Genomic DNA, 19885 nt, shown 5'->3' with positions numbered 1-19885 from the left:
ATTTGTACCCAAGTTAAGTATGACTACTTATGATATTGTTCATACTAGCGTAGTTGTTCAGCTGGGTGTACGAGCAGTGCTCGGTTGTGCATAACTATACGACTATATGTGAACCGTATATGACGTAACTTGTATGGCTAACGCAACTATGCGCAATTATATTAAGCTACCTAAGGGCTTATATGAGTTACAGAGGGAAAGGACGTGTCAATGACTGCACGATTTACCGACGAATTAAAAAATGAGAATATCGAAACATGGGATGCTGCTATTCATCATCGTTTTGTTAACGAGTTAGTTGAGGGCACTATTCATGATGCTGTATTAGCTGGATATTTAATTCAAGACTACCGATTTTTAGATAGTTTCTTGGCTTTGCTTGGTGCTGCAGTTACGACAGCAGACACACTTGATTCTCGTCTCGTGTTTTCGAAATATATTGGTGAGGTAGCTGGAGATGAGAATACGTATTTTGTGGATGCGTTTAACGAATTTAATACTCCTGAATCTTTCCGCAATAAAATTCCAGACACTGAAGCAACTCGCGAATTTAAAAAGATGTTTTTAGACGCGGCTCACAGTGGACATTATGCTGCCGTGCTAGCCGTGTTAAACGTTACGGAATGGATATATCTTACGTGGGCATCAAACGCTGAAGGTAAGCGTCCTGAACGCAAGGTTCATTACCAGTGGATCGACCTGCATGATTATAAAGGATTCCACAAGTTTGTAGGGTTCTTGCGTGATGAGTTGGATCGTATTGGTCCTAAGGATGCTGATATTGCTCGAGAATATTTTGCGCGTGCAGTAAAGCTGGAGCGCATGTTCTTCGATAATTCGTATGAAACTCCTGCGGCAATCTAACGAACAGCATTCTAACGAATGGACGGAAATCTAACGGATGGAAATCTGACGAAGTAAGCAAGCTGTGAGAATAAAAATAGACCCTACAAGATTTGTAGGGTCTATTTTTGAGAAGATGAGAAATTTTCGTTAATAATTGAAAATCTCACTGTTAACTATATATTAGAAAGTAGATGCATAGACTTCGGCGATGGCATCTTCGCTCATATGCATGTATGAGTTCTTTAAAAGTCGTTGCTGCTCTTTAACAACGCTTGAAGCCCAGCTTTGAATCATATCTTCGCTCATGCCATACTCGTGAAGCTTGTGCTTAGTCAAAATTGTGTTAAGAACTTCGTCAAGCTTGTTTAATACGTCTGCTTTTTTGCATTCAAGAATATTTGCCATAAAGTCAAAAAGTTTAGAAAGCTCAGTATTTTCAGCGCTAGTGCTGTTTTCAGAGTTGTGCTTAGCATAGTAGCGCAAAACGCTTGTAAGAATAGCAGCATTTGTCTCGCCGTGAGCCACATGGAAAGTGCCGCCAAGTGGATAAGCCATAGCGTGCACGCAACCGCAGCCAGCGTTACCAAACGCAATGCCAGCGTAAAGACTTGCAGAAACCAAGTCGCCTACAACTTGGCTTTTAGCGCTGCTGCCTTCCTTAACAACTCGCATGTAGCTTTGCAAAATAAGCCCGCAAGCCTTGTAACTAAACATTTTTGTAAGCTCGGTTGCAATAGGGGAGAGCGCAGACTCAATAGAATGCGTAAGAGCATCAATAGAACTGGTTGCAAAAACGTAATCTGGAAGGCTCTTTAATAATTCTGGAATAAGAACCGCGTCTGTAGCGTAGCAAGCATCGTTTGCTAAGCCCTTTTTAGTGTTGCGCTTTGTAAGAGAGAACACGGCAACGTTGGTAACTTCGGAGCCAGTTCCGCAAGTAGTTGGAACAAGAATAAGATCCGCGCCTTTTTGTGCAGGAATCTTGCCGTCAATCAAGTCTTCGAGTGGGCTTGTTTGCTTTAACGCGCAAACTTTAGAAATATCCAAAACGGTGCCGCCGCCAATGCCAATCACGCGCTTTGGAGTAGTGTGAATATCGCGAACAATTGCATCAACCATTTCGTCGCTTGGCTCGCCCTTACCGTAGTTTTCTTGGAAAATCACATTGCAATCAAGGTTTAAGCTGCCAAAATAAGGTTCCCAAATGTATTGGTTTGTAATAACCAAATCGTCTTTGCCAAGCTTAAATTCTTGCGCAAAATCGCGCGTATTTTCAAATTTGTGAATAGTTGGCTTAATAGAGAGCTGCTTCATCCTAGACTCCTTTGTTTTAATTTGTACGTCTTACGCTATATGCGCGTTTTGGTTCGCGATTTGTGCGCGGATGATTAAAAAACCAAGCAACTGCTCCATTATAGAACAAATTGCTTGGTTTAATAAACGCGATTTAAGCTAATTACAAGCTAATCAGAAAAAAGTGATTCAGCCTAAGCTAATCAGAAAAGTCTAATCATCCCTTCAACAAAGCCGTGTAAGCTGCCATCGTAATGTAGTTGTATGGCTGGTTGAAGTGAGGCATAAAGAAGATATCGCACAAAGCAAGCTCTTTAATCGTGACTTTCTTTTGAATAGCAAGCGAGAACAGGTGGATTGCGGCAGACATATCGTAGTTAGAAGCCAATTGGCATCCAACAATCACCTTAGAATCCTTCTTGTAAACAATGCGAATCTTAACTTTTGGATTCTCAACTTCCATAAACGCAGGCTTTTGTGTATCTTCAAAATCAACGTAGTCAACGTCCATGCCCTCTTTTTGAGCAGCCGTTAAGCTCAAACCAGTGCAAACAAGCTTGTAATCGTAAATCATCATTGCGCTAGAGCCTTGTACGCCCTCGGTTTCTACAGGAGTTCCGCAAACGTTGTGGCCTGCAATCAAACCGCTTCTAACGGCATTAGTAGCGAGTGCAATGTAGTTTACGCGGCTTCGAGCGTTGTCGTAGATTGTAGCGCAATCGCCAATAGCGTACACATCTGGGTCGGAAGTTTGCTGCTTCTTGTCAACTAGGAAAGCGCCATTTTCGTATTGCTTCAAATGATCTTTTCCAAGAGCAACATTTGGGTGGAATCCAATAGCGCAAATCACCATGTCGGCATCGTAAGTGCCCTTGCTTGTTTTAACAGCCTTAACTTCAGTATCTCCAACAATCTCTTCAACAGCTTGACCAAGCTCAAAGTGAATGCCCTTATCTTCCATAATTCTCTTCAAATTATCGGAAAACTCTGGGTCAAAGTAGCCGTTAAGAATATGTTCTTCCATGTCAATGAGAGTCACGTTCTTGCCAAGGCGCTTAAAAGCTTCCGCAAGCTCCACGCCAATGTAGCCGCCGCCAAGAACCACAACGTTATTAAAATCGCGCTCTTGAAGTTTAGCAATAACAGTTTGCGCGTTTTGGAAAAGCTTTACCATTTGCACGTTTTCCAAGTCAATGCCCTTAATGCGTGGCTTGTTTGGAAGGCTGCCAGTAGCTAGAACGAGTTTATCGTAAGAATCGTGAATAACAGATCCGTCTTTAAGCTCGACTGTTACTTCTTTCTTTGCATAATCAATGTCGAGAACTTTGCTTTCAAGATTTACCTTAGCGCCTTTTTTAACGAAATCTTCTGGCTTCTGGTAGAACAGGCCATCGCTGCTTTTAATCTGCTTGCCAATCCACAAAGCCATACCGCAGCCAAGGAAGGAAATGTTGCTATTCTGATCGTAGATTGTAAGATCGTTTCCTGGGTAGCTCAAAATGGTGTTAGCGCAGGCAGTGCCAGCATGATTTGCGCCAATCTGAATAATCTTGGTCATCGGTAATCTCTTTTCGTCATTGACTTTTGATTTATCTGTATTTTCTGTATTTATATGGTTTTATGCGCGCTGTTAACAACATTGTTCGTTAAGCACGCGCTAGTAGCTAATCATATTACACTAAGACGAGTCTGGCTAATCGTGAGTCTAGGTGTGTTGTTTTGCGATTATTGTATAAGTTGTAATTACCATTTAATCTTTGCTATAAAAGTGAAATAAGTAATAGAATCATGAATGTTTTATGCAAGTACATTCGTGTATATAGTTTTCGCAATGTATTTTGATAAAGTTTTATAAAGTTTGATAAAGTTTGATAAAGCTTAATAAGTGAGAGTTGTATGAGGTGGTATTGTAATGCGTATTTTGATTACTGGTTTTACGCCGTTTGATAATGAGTCTATAAATCCGTCGTGGGAGATTGCGCAATCAGTGCATGCGCCTGAAGGCGTGGAACTTGTTCGTTTGCAGATTCCTACGGAATTTAACAAGGGTGCGCAAAAAGTTATTGAGAAAATAGAGGAAGTTCACCCTAATGCTGTGCTTTCGCTAGGGCAATTTGGCGGTTCTGCTTGTTTTAACGTTGAATATGTTGGCATTAACTGTAGAGCTGCGCGCATACCAGATAATAGTGGATATAAGCCTTGGTATGAGTCTGTTGTGCAGGATGGTGATGTGGCTTATAAAGCGACTTTGCCAGTTTTGAACATAGTTGACGCTTTAAATAAAGCGAAATTGCCTGCGGCTGTGTCTTTTTCTGCGGGCGCGTACGTATGTAATGACGTGCTTTACAGTGTTTGTAATTATTGCCAGACTAAAAAATTGCCAATTAAGAGCGGTTTCATTCACGTTCCGTATTTGCCTGAGCAGGTTCTCAATAAGCCGAGCACGAGTTCTATGAGTTTAGCTGATATGCTTCGAGGCATTGAAGTTGCGTTGCGAGTGATTGCAGATGATTGCAAGTGATTGCAGATAAATCGCCAGCAAATCTTTAATTCGTAAGTAATTGCTAATAATCGTAAGTAATTGCTAATAAATAGTATGAAGTATTTATTGTCTATACTTGCTCAAGCACGTGTCTACTTTCCAGGATCTTGCTGGCCTTCGTTAGACCTGTTTGGATCTGGCTGAGAAACAGTCGGCTTTTCGGTAATAGGCTTCTTTTGATTAGCTTCTTGCTTTGCTAAATCTTTACGCATATCGGTCGTAGTTTTGCTAGCATTGTCAATGTCTTCGCAAATCTTCATAACCCATTTTCTTAAATCTGTTGCATACGTTGGCATAAGTTCATTAACCCACATTACAGATGTGTAGCTTCTGCCAGCAGTTCCCGTCAAAATGCTAATATCGTCGCCTTTACGCTGACTATTGCTTATAAGTACGTCGAATTTTCGTTCTTCAATAAGCTTTTGGAATTCATCTATATTAGCTTTGTCTACTTCGTCGCCTTGCGCTACTTGCTGAGCATAAGCTTTAGGCGCAGAATCGCTGATTCCCATATCGGACATAAGCCAGAAAAGAACAGGATTTATTGAAGCGTACTTAAACTTTTTGTGACTTTTAGCAAAGTTTGCAAGATATTCGTCAAGCTTATTTTCTTGCGATTTAACTGCGTCAAGTCTTTTAGCAAAAACCTTCTTTTTTGAAGGAAGGACTTTAGAAAAAGCGTTGCAAATGCTAGAAGCCATCTCGTTTCTAGCATCTTTTGAGAACCAAAGATAAGGGTTATCGCCATTTAGCGCTCCGACTGTGGAGGCTGCGTTTACAATCTCGCTGCTTTTAGACGTATGCTTTGCAACCCAACTATCGTAGCCAGCGCCATTTGACACAACGACTTGCGCAGAATACAGCTTTTGCAAATCTTTGCTAGATGGCTTAAATGCAGAGATGTCGGTATCTGGATTGCTGATTATAGATTGCACTTCAACATCGTTTCCGCCGATTTCTCTAGCCAAACTTGCCCAAGATTCAAGAGTGGAAACAACCTTAATTTGTTTAACTTCTTTTTTGGGTTGTGTTGGAGTTTTGGAAGATTGCGAGCTTGCGCCACACCCAGCTATACCAATCAACATTGATGGAACAATTATGCACGCTAAAATAGCTTTGCATATTTTCTTTGCGCGAGTTAAATGAAAAATATTTTCGCACATCTTTGCGTCCCTTCCATAAGTTGTTATTAGCATTAGCACTTGTTAAAACTCGTTGTAGCTTGCTGTAAGGCTCTTTGCAAGTCTTGTTGTAGCTTTCTTATGCAATACAAATACCATTCTATTATAATATTCAGTTATTAACAGTTGTGTCGCGCACTTCGATACCTCACGATAGCCTATCCATACGAATATCCTACGCGTACGAATTGTGTTAGAAGATTTGCAAGTTGAACATAAGAATTAACATGCGAGTTGGGAGTGAATCATGGTTGTTGTATTAGATGGAAAAGCGCTAGCTGCAAGTATTAAAAGCGACTTAAAAAATAGAGTAGAAAAGCTTAAAGAAAAAGGCATTAATCCAGGGCTCGGAACGCTTTTAGTTGGAAGCGACCCTGGCTCGCTGAAGTATGTTGCTGGAAAACACAAAGATTGCGAAGAAGTGGGGATTCGCTCAATCCGCTGCGATTTGCCAGAAGACGCTAGCGAAGACGAAATTCTTAAGGCCGTAAATCAGCTTAATAATGACCCTTCTTGCACAGGTTTTATTGTGCAATTGCCTTTGCCAAAGGGAGTTGATCCCCAAAAAATTATTGAGGCAGTAGACCCTGCAAAAGATTGCGATGGAATGCATCCATACAATTTGGGCGAGCTGGTTATGCATGTTTCGGGAGATATTGTTACGCCTTTGCCATGCACGCCGCGAGGAATTTTGGCACTTTTAGACGCTTATAACATTGATCTTGAAGGCAAAAATGTGTGCGTGCTTGGGCGAGGAATCACGGTTGGTCGAACAATCGGGCTGCTTCTTACGCGCAGGGGAGTAGACGCAACTGTAACATTGTGCCACACACGCACGCGCAATTTGCACGATATTATGATGCGATCAGACGTTATTATTGCGGCAATGGGCAGCGCTGGATTTGTAAAGCCTTGCGATGTTAACCCTGGAGCCGTGCTGGTTGATGTTGGTGTATCGCGCGTTTTTGATGAAGAAGTGGGAAGGTATCGCGTAAAAGGCGATGTTGATGTTGCTTGTAGAGAAGTCGCGGGAGCGTATTCGCCAAATCCTGGTGGAGTGGGACCAATGACTCGCGCAATGCTGTTGGCTAATGTTGTTGATATGGCTGAGCGAGCAGCGAGTGGCAAGTAAGCGGCAAGTAAGTGGCAAGTAGTAAATATCAAATACTGCGACACGCCCGAAGTAAAACGGCGATTTTGGCTATGCCTATATATAACATTGACAGAGCGCGTGCATAGTGCGCGTGCATAAATTATAATTTAATATCGAGTAATATCCACCCCAAGAAGAAACCACTAATAAGTAATGGCAGAGAATAATAACGAAGTCGCCAAGGTTGCGATTAATGATATTGGCACCGAAGAAGACTTCATCAAGGCAGTCGATTCAACCATCAAGAATTTTGACGATGGTGATTTAGTTGAAGGTACAGTCGTAAAGATTGATCACGACGAAGTATTGTTGGACATCGGCTACAAAACTGAAGGTGTAATCCCTTCCCGTGAACTTTCCATCAAGAAAGACGTTGATCCAGATGATGTTGTTGAAGTTGGCGACACCATCGAAGCCCTTGTTGTAACTAAGGAAGACAAGGAAGGACGTCTTATTCTCTCCAAGAAGCGTGCACAGTATGAGCGCGCTTGGGGTGACATTGAGAAGATCAAGGATGCAGACGGCATTGTTGAAGGTACCGTTATTGAGGCTGTTAAGGGCGGCTTGATTGTAGACATCGGTTTGCGCGGCTTCTTGCCAGCTTCCCTCGTTGAAATGCGTCGCGTTCGCGATCTTTCCCCATACATTGGCCAGAAGATTAAGGCTAAGATTCTTGAGCTCGATAAGAACCGCAACAATGTTGTGCTTTCTCGTCGTCAGTTCCTCGAGGAAACCCAGTCCGAAGTTCGCGAGACCTTCCTCTCGCAGCTTAAGAAGGGTCAGATTCGCGAAGGCGTTGTGTCTTCTATCGTAAACTTCGGCGCGTTTGTTGACCTCGGCGGTGTTGACGGTCTCATTCACGTTTCCGAGCTTTCCTGGAAGCACATCGATCACCCATCCGAGGTTGTTAAGGTTGGCGATAAGGTTACCGTTGAGGTTCTCGACGTTGATCTCGATCGCGAACGCATCTCCCTCTCCCTTAAGGCAACTCAGGAAGATCCATGGCAGCGCTTCGCTCGTACCCATGTTCCTGGACAGGTTGTTAAGGGCAAGGTCACTAAGATTGTTCAGTTCGGTGTGTTCATCTCCGTTGAAGACGGCATCGAAGGCTTGGTTCACATTTCCGAGCTTGCTAACCGTCATGTAGAGAACCCAGAAACTGTTGTTAAGGGTGGCGAAGAAGTATTCGTTAAGGTTATTGACGTAGATCTCGATCGTCGTCGTATCTCGCTCTCCTTGAAGCAGGCTAACGAGGCTGTTGATCCAAATTCTGAAGATTTCGATCCAGCTCTCTACGGCATGCCAGCTGAGTATGACGAAGAAGGAAACTACAAGTACCCAGAAGGCTTCGATCCAAACACTAACGAGTGGATTGCTGGTTACGAGCAGCAGCGCGAAGAGTGGGAAGCACAGTATGCAGCAGCTCACGAATTGTGGGAGCAGCACAAGGTGTTCGCCGCTAAGGAACTCGCAGCTGCAGCAGAATCCGCAGCCGCTGATGGTCAGAGTGAAGAAGCTGAAGAAAAGAAGCCAGCTAAGGAAGAAAAGAAGGAAGAAGTTGCTTCCAACTATTCTTCTGAGGCAGCTAACGAAGGTGCTTTAGCTGATTCCGATCAGCTCGCAGCTTTGCGCGAACAGCTTTTGAGCGAAAAGAAGTAGTTTCTACTTTCTACTAGACGCTTATTAACAATTGCCCTGGTGAGTAATCATCGGGGCAATTTTGTAATTAAATATAGGTACAATTAATTCTCTTTTAAGAATCATGATTATATGATGCTTTTAAACATTAATCATAATTATTAAAAGGATTGGTGAAGATTATGAGCACGTTTGACAACAATCAGCAAAATGCTCAGTTTCCTTCGTACGATGGGAATAGTGAGGAGAACACTGGTGCGACTTTAGAAAGCTCGCGCAATAAAATTGTTGCAGGTTTGCTAGCGATTTTCTTAGGCACATTAGGAATTCACAATTTTTATCTTGGTTTTAAGACTAAGGCGATTGCACAGCTGCTTATTTCTGTTCTTTCTTTTGGTTTCCTGTTGATTATTACGGGAATATGGGCATTGGTTGAGGGTATTTTGATTCTTTGCTCAAAGCCTGGAACTAAGTGGCATCAAGATGCTGATGGTGCTGAGTTAAAAGACTAAAAATAAATATTTAGTATTAAGATTTATAAGTAATTTTACAAATAAAAGATGCGTTTTAGAATTCAATTTCCAAAACGCATCTTTTATTTTTTATGCCTGAAACATTAGAACAAATGAATAATATAGCAAATACACTTATTCTTTAATATTTCATATTTTTTAATTTCATTAATGCTGTAGAGATAGCTATTAATAGAAGCATTAAAGCATAAGGAATAGTTGTGTTGATTCCAGTTTTTTGCATCATTCCTCTATTATTTGCTAACGCATTGCCAGATTTACTATAACGCTTATCATTATTTTCATTATCAATGCTGTAATTATCCTGTTTTGCTTTTGAAGAGTAATGATAATTCGTTCTGGAATCGTCTGTATTAGAATAATCCTTTCTGTAATTTTGAGAATATTCTTTATCTATGTTAAATGTGCTGCTATTCTGTTTATTGTTATTCTTATTTATCTCCTCTTCGGATTGTGTTGTTTCAGGATCTTTTCCTGTTTGTGTATCAGTATGTGATTGATTGTTAGGTAGAGGATCTGTTTGAGTACTAGAATTTTTAGTTTCACTTGCAACATTTAAAGTTATAGTCGTTTCAAATGATAATTCTGTGCTTGAACGATCTTGATTTTTGTTTGCAGACGCAATACGAATTTTTGCAGTAAGTTTATCTCCAACTTTTGCTGTTTTAGGCACTTCAATTTTCAAAGGAATATATGTAGTTTTATTTGCTTCGATTGTTACAGAATCGCTTGATGCAGTAAAATCACTTGTGTTTATAGACGTAACTTTAATATTTTCATATTTAGTACTCGTAGGATTTACCACAGGAAGACTTATCTTTTGGGTGGATAGATTGATTTTAGTTGTGGAACCTAAGGTTATGTTAGGACGTATACTTAACCAGTCAGCAGAAATTCTCGTATACATTATGTCATTATTATCGCCCTCATATAGGAGACCATAACCGCCTCCTGCTTTTTGGCTTAAAGCTTGAATAGTGGAGTAAGCCATTGCACCATTCTTGAATCCCTTTTCTTCTGTCCAACTTTCTCCATCATTATATGAGACACGTATCAAACCATTTGCTCTTCCAGAACCAGAAGAAGATGAATATAAGAGGATTTTAGCTGCATCAGATCCAATTGGAGCATCTGGGAATGCTCTTGTTATTTGAGCGTTATTACCTGGATCTGGCAGTGTCTCATCTTTGTATGCTTTACCATACGTTTCTCCGCCATCATTAGAAAAAGCAATGATTCTATGATTATTTGCACCGCCTTCATGTGGTCTAGAGTTTAACATAATTCTTCCATCAGAAAGCTCTACAACCTTATTTTCATCCATATGGCTTTGTTCTTTACCTAGTCCAACTGGATTTCCAGCTTTCCAAGTTACTCCATGGTCATCAGAGTATACAGATACGGCTTGCCATTTCTCATTGTTTCTTTGCACACTTCCATTGGAACTGTTTACTATTGCATATTGTTGTATTAAACGACCTTTATATTTTCCGTATTTTAGTTGAATGCCATGCCCAGAAGTAGCAAATCTAGCTCGTTCATTTTTTGGATATTTAGTTATGTCTTTAGTTATAACTTTTGGCTCACTCCAAGTTAAACCGTTATCTTTTGAGCAAGTAACAGCAGCGTCTAAAATATGTCTATCACTTTTATCTGTACTAGCTGTAGAATCCCATACGCCACCATCGTATGATTTTACGAAGAATAAGAAAATATTGCCCGTTTCTTGGTCTACAACATATGAAGGGTCAGAGAATCCATATTTATTTGAGAGTCCATCTTTATTTGAGTTTTCTTTTCCTTTTGCTACGATTTGTATTTTTTCAAAAGTTTTTCCACCGTCTTTAGATATTCTTTGAACAATAGAATTTGGATTAGGGGCATCAGCTGCACCATTTGGTCGATAATCCCAAGCTGTAAGAATCCAACCATTGTTAGCTTCAGCTATTGCAGGTATTCTATAATAAGGTTTTCCAGTTAGTCCTTCTACAGTTTGACCTATTGTTGCTAATCTAATAGGATCCCCGTCTTTTCTAGGCCTTGGAACTGGATTAATATTTGTAACTTTTTCGCCAATTAATTTTGGAGTAGATATAACTTCATTACCATTTGCATCTTTGCTAATTTTCCAATCGGTTGACGGAGTGAAACCTTTTTCTTTAATGTCAGAATTCTCTGTTATATGGAATCCTTGCGTGCATGATACAGTTTTTCCTGGTTGTAGATCTCTCCATCTACAGTTACCACTATTTCCTTCAACGGCCACAGCAGTGAGATTACTTTTAGTTGGCCAAACAGTCACATTGTGATTAGTGTTATTTGTGTAAGTCAGCTTATATCTTAGAGTATCTCCAACTCGAACATCATTTTTTAAATCATCCGTACGCGTAATCGTAAATGTTACTGGTTCAGTTTGTTCGGGGGGGGGGGGTAGTTGCTGATGCTATACCTATGCTAAGTGACACAATTGTTGCAGACGTAAGAATTGCTGAGAAAATATTTTTACAAACTTTATGCGCGGTTCCAATCATTATATTCCTTTCTTCATTGAAGGCGTATAAGTAATTACCTATAAATTACATCTTTGTCTTTATAGTTTGCGAGAACAATTACCTCGTATCTGTAGATTCTAAATCATTCATATGACATGTGACGTATGTTGAATTTTATGATAAAAAGAAGAAATTATATTGATTAAGTGAATATAAGCGAAAATATTTCGAAAATAATAATTAGTACTTATATAACGATGGTTATGTAAAATCAAATATGCATATGTCGATTAAATATGTTGTGTTGTAATACGGATAGTAGCTTGTATAAAGGATTTTTATGAAGAATATTGAAATTAAAAAATTAGATTATTTAGAAGCCAAAGATAATATGAATATAATTTTAGATTTATATCTAAAAGCATTCCCTAAAGAACTGGATCGTATAGATAATGTTCGTGAGCGCATATTAGATAGTTTGAAAGATAACAATAGTGCGCTTTTACTTGTTGCTACAATGAATAATCGTATTATCGGTGTTTTATATGGCATAGAATTATTACAAGATAATTGGTATGCGAATAAAATTAAGCCATTTTTATCAGAAAATTATGATTGGTACAATCAAAGCTTAGAGCTAAATGAGTTGTTTGTAGATCCTGAGTTTCAGCATATAGGCGTTGGCAGTGCGCTTATGAAGAAAGTCGAAAATCTTAAATTATATAAAACAATAATTTTATCTACAGAAAAAGATAATAATGCTGTTGCTTTAGATTTTTATAATAAGCTTGGATACAGTTTATTAACCGATAATTGGAAATCTTATTACGGGTCTATTTACTGCGTGCTATATAAGAAGTTTTAGTTGGGTCAATTAAAACTTACGTTATTGTGAGAAATGTATCGTTTATAATCAAAATATGACAATGATGCGTATTGCTGTAACGGGCGGAATCGCGGCTGGAAAATCTACTGTAGTAAACCATTTGCGTTCGCTTGGCGCGTTTGTTATAGATTACGATGTTTTAGCGCGTAAAGTGGTGGAGCCGGGAAGCGTAGTCTTGCGGAAAATCGTAAGCATTTTTGGGGAAGATGCTGTTAAGAATGATGGCTCTTTAAATCGCGAGTTTATTGCAAAGCATGTTTTTGGAGACTCCGACGAGAGTTGTGAAAATCGTAAGAAGCTTGAGTCGCTTATTCATCCTGCTATTTATGATTGCGCAAAGACTTTAGAAGTTGAGTATATAAGCGAATATGTTAATAAAATTTCTGAAGAAAATCGCAGTACTGAAGAAAATCACAGTGCGCTAGGCAGTATGAGTTCGATTATTGTGCACGATATTCCGCTGCTTGCACAAGTAATTGACAGCATTCCATTTAGTTTTGACTATATTATTACAGTTGAAGCGCCTAAAGATGTTCGCATTGCGCGAATGATAAGCGAGCGCAAAATGAGCCAGAATCAGGCGCAGCAGCGCATAAATAATCAAGTTGAAGAGATTGAGCGCAAAAAAATCGCGGATTTTGTGGTTGATTCTACAAAGCCTATGGAAGTTATGCTTAAAAACGTTGATTCAAAAATTAAAACGTGGATGAGTAAGGAGCATTAGATACCCAAAGGAAAAATCGCCAGCAACCGCGCGATTGTTGGGTTTTAGTAAAATAAATAAAATGCTCTTGATGCTATTAATGCTCTTGGAGAAAAATAATGTCGAATAAAATTCAGCGCACAAACAAGCCTTTTGTAGTAAAAGCGCCATACAAGCCTTCGGGCGACCAGCCGCAAGCAATCGAAGAGTTAGCAAATCGCATTGAAAACGGCGAAAACGACGTTGTTTTAATGGGCGCAACTGGCACTGGTAAAACTGCTACAACCGCTTGGCTGATTGAGCGTTTGCAGCGGCCTACACTTATTATTGAGCCGAATAAAACTTTGGCAGCTCAGCTTTGCGCGGAGTTTCGCGAGCTTATGCCAGATAATGCTGTGAGCTATTTTGTGTCTTATTACGATTACTATCAGCCGGAAGCGTACATTCCGCAAACAGATACGTATATTGAAAAAGACTCGAATATTAACGACGATGTTGAGCGTCTTCGTCACGCAGCTACAGCGAATTTGCTTACGCGCAGGGATTGTGTTGTTGTAGCTACTGTTTCTTGCATTTATGGACTCGGTACCCCAGAGGAGTATGCCGAGCGAATGCTTATGCTGAGCGTTGGCCAGCAGCTTGAGCGAGACGATTTATTACGCAAGTTTGTGAGCATGCAATACAAGCGCAATGACATTGCGTTTACGCGCGGAACTTTTAGAGTGCGCGGAGATACGGTTGAGATTATTCCAGTTTACGAAGAATTAGCTGTGCGAATTGAGTTCTTTGGCGACGAAATCGACAGAATTACAATGTTGCATCCGCTTACTGGGGAAGTGATTCGCCAGGAGAGTAGTGTTCATATTTTCCCAGCATCTCACTATATTGCAGGTCCTGAGCGCATGGAGCGTGCGTTGGAGGCGATTGAGAAAGAGCGTGATGAGAGAGTTGCGCAGCTTAAAAAGCAGAACAAATTGCTGGAAGCTCAGCGTTTGGAAATGCGAACTACGTACGATTTAGAGATGCTTCGACAAGTTGGAGTATGCCCAGGAGTGGAGAATTATTCGAGGCATTTTGACGGTCGCGCGGCAGGTACGCCTCCGCATACGCTTCTTGACTTTTTCCCAGACGACTTTTTGCTTGTTTTAGATGAGTCGCATGTAACCGTGCCACAAATCGGAGCTATGTATGAGGGAGATGCTTCGCGCAAAAGAACGCTTGTAGAGCATGGCTTTAGGCTGCCTTCGGCAATGGATAATCGCCCGTTAAAGTGGAACGAATTTTTGGAGCATGTTGGTCAAACTGTGTATCTTTCTGCAACGCCTGGAGATTACGAGTTGGGGCTTTCGGATGGCGTAGTTGAGCAGATTATTCGCCCAACTGGCTTGCTGGATCCTAAAATTGAGGTTCGACCTGTGGAAGGGCAGGTTGATGATTTGCTTGCGGAAATCAAGGCGCGTGTTGCAAAAGATGAGCGCGTGCTTGTTACTACGCTTACTAAGAAAATGGCGGAAGACTTAACTGATTACTTTTTGGAACTTGGTATTAAAGTTGAGTATTTGCATTCGGACGTTGATACTTTGCGCAGAGTGGAGCTTTTGCGCGAGCTTCGCGAAGGAAAAATTGACGTGATTGTTGGCATTAATTTGCTTCGTGAGGGCTTGGATTTGCCAGAAGTTTCGCTTGTTGCAATTTTGGATGCAGATAAGGAAGGCTTCTTAAGATCTTACCGCTCGCTTATTCAGACGATTGGTCGCGCTGCTCGTAATGTTTCGGGAACTGTGCTTATGTATGCGGATGCTGTTACGGATGCCATGAGCAAGGCAATTAGCGAGACGGAGCGCCGCCGCGAAAAGCAAATCGCGTATAACAAGGCGCATGGAATTGACCCTAAGCCTTTGCGAAAGAAGATTAGTGACGTTAACGACATGCTTGCTAAAGAGGATGTTGATACTCAAACTTTGCTAGCAGGCGGTTACAGGAATGCTAATAAGGCTGGGAACTCGCATTATGGCGTGCCAAAAGAGCCGAATCTTGGGCAGCAAAACAAAGAAAAGCGTATGGCGAATATTTCTGCATTGCCACAAAGCGATATTATGTCTTTGATTAAGAATTTGAGCGAGCAAATGCATGTTGCTGCAGAACAGTTGCAGTTTGAGCTTGCAGCGCGATTGCGTGATGAAATCCGCGATCTAAAGAAAGAATTGCGGCAAATGGATGAGGCTAGCAAGTGATGGTAATGAGTGAGCTAATAAGTGAGCTGGTAAGTGAGCATTGCTAATAAATAAGCTAATGTATGCGTCAAATATTGAGTATTCTAGTTAGATGTGGTTAGTGTGGGATTTGAATATGTTAATAAAAGATTATTTATTGTCTATGATTCACGCGATGTCTTTGCATTGATAGAGAATCGGCCATGGAATATTCTAAATTTTGTTAATGTGAAAAAATAAATTTATTTTATTTTTTTGAAAAATACTTGACAAAGGGATTTAGAGAGAGCATGCTCAGACAGACAGACAGACAGACAGACAGACAGACAGACAGACAGACAGACAGACAGACAGACAGACAGACAGACAGACAGACAGACAGCGTGATTTTGTCTTTTTTGTAACATAATTTTATATTCTAACCACTTTATACATTGTTTATTTTGTATTGAAATAGGTTAGTGGTTTTGCATATTTACATGCATTTTTAGTTTTGTATTTGCGTTATATAAATTTTTGAATTTAATAAAAAATTATTATTACTATAATCATTAATTTGGTGATTTGGTTGGGAATAAAATGAATAATAAAATAATAAAAAAAGTTATTAGTTTAGCAGTTGCTTTTGTAGCTACGATTGGACTTTTTGCTGGAGAAGTGACAGCTCAGGCTGCTGAAGATAATAATGCTAATAAGCATCCTTTACGCATATCTATGAATTATGCAGCAACATTAGGCAAAGGTCATACAACGCCTGGGGCGCTTGGATAGCTTAGCTCTGAAATGGAAAATATGTGGAAAAATCTTCCCATAACAGTTATAGATGGTCAGGGGAAAGAACTTGAAGTTGCGAAACAATTAAATAATAGTTGTGAACGTACTGTTGGTAATTTTGCAAATGGCGAAAAAGTAACTATCAAAGTTGATACTTCAAAGCTTCCTGATGGCTATAATCTTTCGTGGGAGTCTGATTATACGTATCCTAAACCAACTAGGAATTATGCTGAATTTCAAGCAGTTGTTGATAGTAGTATGCCTGTGCGTATTTCGCTAGATCAAATGAGAGTTAAATTCGACTTGAAGGGCGGAAATATTGACGGTCAATCAGATGCAATCGTCAATACGGTAAAAAAGGATAATACGGTTGATTTTCCAGCTGATCCAACAAAAGATAATTTAGTATTTGGCGGATGGTTTACCGAGTTACCTGATATTGATTCGTATAGACAAAGAAATATTGTAGGCAAACGCTACTACTGGAATAGCAAATCGCCATTTTCTGATTATAGTCGTGATTGGATGCGATGGAATGATACCAATCTAGACCCATTGTATGACGGCATATTTTTACTTCGCGCGCAGTGGAATGCTTGTGCGACTTTTAACGCCAATGGAGGAGTGTTTAATAATAAGAATGAAAACACTAAAGACGAAGTAACTATAGCTGGTAAAGAAATTACGCTTTCTCAAGCGCCTACTCGCGATGATTATCAGTTCTTAAACTGGGTAGATGCTGCTGGTAATACATACAAGCCTGGTGATACGTATACTTTGAATGCTAATACCGTGTTTACTGCCAAGTGGAAGCAGATTCGCAATACGGTTACATTCAAGAACGGCGATAAGACTCAAACGGTAAAGGTGGAAACTGGTAAGGCTATTGATACGGATGCGTTTGCTGACCAGTCCATGCCGAAGAATCCAACGAAGGATGGTTATACTTTCAAAGAGTGGAATACTAAGGAAGATGGTAAGGGTGCAGCATTTACTGGCACAACGACTGTTGATAGTGATTTGACAGTATATGCCATCTTTACGAAGAATACAGGCAGCGATGATGGTGGCGATAATGACGACAGCAATGGCGGCGGAATTGTTGAACCAGATTCAAGCGATAATCCTGAATTAAATGTTGGAGGCGGCAGCGTCAATAACAATAGAACGTTAAACGGTGCTGCGAACGGCTTGGCAGACGGTGTTGAAAATGGTGCAGCTGCCAATGTAAACGGTGTTGAAAATAGAAGTGATTCTGCTAAGTCGCGGACTGCTGGCACGCGCTTTTCTGGAGTGCTGCCAAATAGTGGTGCGGATGCCTCTGGAGTAACTCTTGCATCCTTCGCCTCTATGGTGCTTGGCTTGTTTGTGGCTGCTGGAGCTGTGCTAAATCGCAAGCGTGCTAAGTATTTGCGCTAGTTTGCGCTATTGTGTAAGTCATAAATAAATTAAGGCGGGCACTGGTTAAACGGTGCTCGCCTTATCGTTTTGTGTTCCTTATTGTTTGTGCGTATTGTCGTTTGTCTTGTTCGTGCGGTTTTTTTGAGTGTGATTTTTGCGCTTTTTGTCAGTTATAACTTATAAATTATCGATTTTGCTTTTAAGTTTCACTTGTATGCGATAATCGTTGTGTGAGTGCTGTTGATTGTAAGTCGATTGTAAGTTAATCGCGTATAAATAAGTTAGCGTGACTAATCGCAAGTTAAGAGTGATTAATCAGTGAGCGCATGTAGTCATGTTTAATCGTAGTAAATAAATAAGTGTGAGTTTTGCCTATAGGTCACAATTTGCTGGTACACTATTACTCGGAAAGTGGGTATTTTCCCATTTAAAAATAAACAAAGGAAACAGGCAGGCATTATGAGAAAAGCCAAAATTGTTGATACTATTGGACCAGCTACCGAATCGTTAGAGGGCATTACCAAGCTTGTTGAAGCTGGCATGGATGTTGCTCGCTTAAACCGTTCGCATGGCACTCCTGAAGATCATTTGCGCGTTTACAACAATGTGCGCGAAGCTTCAAAGACCACTGGTCGTAATGTTGCTGCTCTTGTTGATTTGCAAGGTCCAAAGATTCGTTGCGGCTGGTTCAAGAAGAACGCTGAAGGCGAAGACAAGGTTTATTTGGAAGAGGGCCAAGAGTTCGTTATTACAACAGACGATATTGAGGGTGATGAGCATCGCACTTCCACAACCTTCAAGGGTTTGCCAGGAGATTGCCACGCAGGAGATCCAATTTTGATTGATGATGGCAAGGTTCGTCTTGAGGTTACCAAGGTAGAAGGCAACGACGTACACACTAAGGTTGTTGTTGCTGGCCCAGTTTCTAGCCACAAGGGCATTAACCTTCCAGGCGTTGCCGTTTCTCTTCCAGCATTGACCGAAAAGGATGAGTCTGATCTTCGTTGGGCTATTCGCACGGGTGCAGACATTATTGCTATGTCGTTCGTGCGTTTTGCTACCGATATTGATCGTGCTCACGAAATCATGGACGAAGAAGGCCGCCGCATTCCAATCGTTGCAAAGATTGAGAAGCCACAGGCTGTTGCAAACTTGGAAGAGATTGTTAAGACCTTCGATGGCATTATGGTTGCTCGTGGAGATATGGCAGTGGAGATGCCACTTGAGCAGGTTCCACTCGTTACCAAGCGCTGCATTGAGCTTTCTCGCCAATACGCAAAGCCAGTAATCGTTGCTACCGAAGTTCTTGGATCTATGGTTAACTCTCCAGTTCCAACTCGCGCAGAGGCTTCTGATTGCGCTAACGCTGTTCTTGACGGCGCCGATGCAACTATGACCTCTAACGAGACTGCAGTCGGCAAGTATCCAGCAGTTACCGTTCAGACCATGTCTCGTATTTCTCAATACGCTACTGAAAACGGTTACGATCGCATTCCATCTGTGGAGCTTGACATGTCTAGCACGGGTGCAGTTTCTTCTGCAGCTGTTGACTTGGCAGACAAGCTCAACGCTAAGGCGATTGTTGCTTACACGCAAACTGGTCGTACCGTTCATCGCATTTCTCGCGAGCGTCCAGCTGCTCCAATCTATGGCTTGACCAACAATGAGCACACTTATCACTGGTTGGCTTTGAGCTGGGGCACTGAAGGCTTCTTGATTAGCGAGGACTACCACGATATGAACCGTCACGATCTTATGATCTTCACCGACAAGGTTCTTCGTGAAGCTGGCAAGGTTGAAGACGGCGACAAGATTGTTGTTTTGAGCACTGCTCAGGGTGAGCGCCAGGCTGGTCGTACCGACTCTATTTACGTTCACACCGTTGGTGCTTGCGATTAATCGCTAGTTGATTGCTAGTTGATTGCTAGTTAATCGTTAGTTTTCTAAACGCGCATCCTTTCTGGGTGCGCGTTTTTTATAATCGTGTTATAGGCCAAAATCGCGTGAGAGAGAAGATAACAAAAACGCCGCTTAGAATGTAAGCGGCGTTGTGCACGTGCCCCCGGTGAGACTCGAACTCACACTGCACAGATTTTGAGGCTGTTTCCTCTACCAATTGGGATACAGGGGCATCTTAAATTATCCGCGTTTTAACGCGACTTGACGACTATACCACATTTTGTAGAGTAATCAAATATACCGCGTGTTGCGCGTAAAAAAGCGAGTTGCA

The 19885-nt window shown here is 41.0% G+C and carries 13 protein-coding genes, 1 tRNA gene and 1 pseudogene; 10 read left to right on the top strand and 5 right to left on the bottom strand.

The features are described 5' to 3' along the window. Positions 1-210 precede the first annotated feature (210 nt). Positions 211-864 carry a TenA family protein gene (locus D0T20_RS04665; protein WP_116438529.1) on the top strand — a complete coding sequence of 218 codons (654 nt, stop codon included), beginning with the start codon at positions 211-213 and terminating at the stop codon, positions 862-864. 162 nt (positions 865-1026) lie between these two features. On the opposite strand, the gene D0T20_RS04660 is transcribed toward D0T20_RS04665, so the two are convergent. Beyond that, complete coding sequence (locus D0T20_RS04660) at positions 1027-2160, bottom strand: 4-hydroxybutyrate dehydrogenase (protein WP_020973411.1); 1134 nt, start codon at positions 2158-2160, stop codon at positions 1027-1029. Positions 2161-2356: 196 nt separating this feature from the next. After that, positions 2357-3697: a H2O-forming NADH oxidase gene (nox, locus tag D0T20_RS04655; RefSeq protein ID WP_020973412.1), complete on the bottom strand. Its 1341-nt coding sequence runs from the start codon at positions 3695-3697 to the stop codon at positions 2357-2359. Between the two features lie 354 nt (positions 3698-4051). Between nox and D0T20_RS04645 the strand changes: the two genes are divergently transcribed. Then, positions 4052-4660 (top strand): pyroglutamyl-peptidase I, encoded by a 609-nt coding sequence (locus D0T20_RS04645; RefSeq protein ID WP_116438527.1) that lies wholly within the window; start codon positions 4052-4054, stop codon positions 4658-4660. A 113-nt stretch (positions 4661-4773) separates the two neighbouring features. Here the strand turns inward: D0T20_RS04645 and D0T20_RS04640 are convergent, their stop codons facing one another. Continuing rightward, positions 4774-5844, bottom strand: a complete 1071-nt coding sequence (locus tag D0T20_RS04640) for a metal ABC transporter solute-binding protein, Zn/Mn family (RefSeq protein ID WP_162862685.1) — start codon at positions 5842-5844, stop codon at positions 4774-4776. Positions 5845-6109: 265 nt separating this feature from the next. Between D0T20_RS04640 and D0T20_RS04635 the strand changes: the two genes are divergently transcribed. The 3 genes from D0T20_RS04635 (at position 6110) to D0T20_RS04625 (ending at position 9165) form a co-directional block, all read left to right on the top strand. Continuing rightward, a complete protein-coding gene (locus tag D0T20_RS04635; protein WP_116438525.1) occupies positions 6110-6994 on the top strand; it encodes a bifunctional methylenetetrahydrofolate dehydrogenase/methenyltetrahydrofolate cyclohydrolase in 885 nt (294 codons plus the stop codon). 174 nt (positions 6995-7168) lie between these two features. Beyond that, entirely contained in the window at positions 7169-8674 is a 1506-nt protein-coding gene (rpsA, locus tag D0T20_RS04630; RefSeq protein WP_004130522.1) for a 30S ribosomal protein S1, read from the top strand. A 161-nt stretch (positions 8675-8835) separates the two neighbouring features. Beyond that, the gene (locus tag D0T20_RS04625) at positions 8836-9165 is read left to right on the top strand and encodes a TM2 domain-containing protein (protein WP_116438524.1); all 330 of its coding nucleotides are present in this window, start codon (positions 8836-8838) and stop codon (positions 9163-9165) included. Between the two features lie 142 nt (positions 9166-9307). On the opposite strand, the gene D0T20_RS04620 is transcribed toward D0T20_RS04625, so the two are convergent. Beyond that, positions 9308-11488, bottom strand: a complete 2181-nt coding sequence (locus D0T20_RS04620) for a sialidase family protein (RefSeq protein WP_116438523.1) — start codon at positions 11486-11488, stop codon at positions 9308-9310. Between the two features lie 530 nt (positions 11489-12018). Here D0T20_RS04620 and D0T20_RS04615 point away from each other — a divergent pair. From D0T20_RS04615 to pyk, 5 genes and pseudogenes are all read left to right on the top strand, one after another. Continuing rightward, positions 12019-12543, top strand: a complete 525-nt coding sequence (locus D0T20_RS04615; RefSeq protein ID WP_016833167.1) for a GNAT family N-acetyltransferase — start codon at positions 12019-12021, stop codon at positions 12541-12543. Between the two features lie 55 nt (positions 12544-12598). After that, complete coding sequence (gene coaE / locus D0T20_RS04610; protein ID WP_116438522.1) at positions 12599-13288, top strand: dephospho-CoA kinase; 690 nt, start codon at positions 12599-12601, stop codon at positions 13286-13288. Between the two features lie 98 nt (positions 13289-13386). After that, complete coding sequence (uvrB, locus tag D0T20_RS04605; RefSeq protein WP_116438521.1) at positions 13387-15501, top strand: excinuclease ABC subunit UvrB; 2115 nt, start codon at positions 13387-13389, stop codon at positions 15499-15501. Between the two features lie 558 nt (positions 15502-16059). After that, positions 16060-17673, top strand: a pseudogene (locus tag D0T20_RS04595) (InlB B-repeat-containing protein). Between the two features lie 441 nt (positions 17674-18114). Further along, positions 18115-19554, top strand: coding sequence for a pyruvate kinase (gene pyk, locus D0T20_RS04590; RefSeq protein ID WP_032813212.1), 1440 nt, complete (start codon positions 18115-18117; stop codon positions 19552-19554). A gap of 158 nt (positions 19555-19712) precedes the next feature. Here pyk and D0T20_RS04585 read toward each other — a convergent pair. Continuing rightward, positions 19713-19786: transfer RNA gene (locus D0T20_RS04585), tRNA-Leu, on the bottom strand. Positions 19787-19885: the final 99 nt, after the last annotated feature.

The sequence above is a fragment of the Gardnerella piotii genome, from assembly GCF_003397585.1.
Taxonomy (GTDB): Bacteria; Actinomycetota; Actinomycetes; order Actinomycetales; family Bifidobacteriaceae; genus Bifidobacterium; species Bifidobacterium piotii.
The sequence above is the reverse complement of the archived record's forward strand: the minus strand, read 5'-3'. Positions and strand labels throughout refer to the sequence as shown.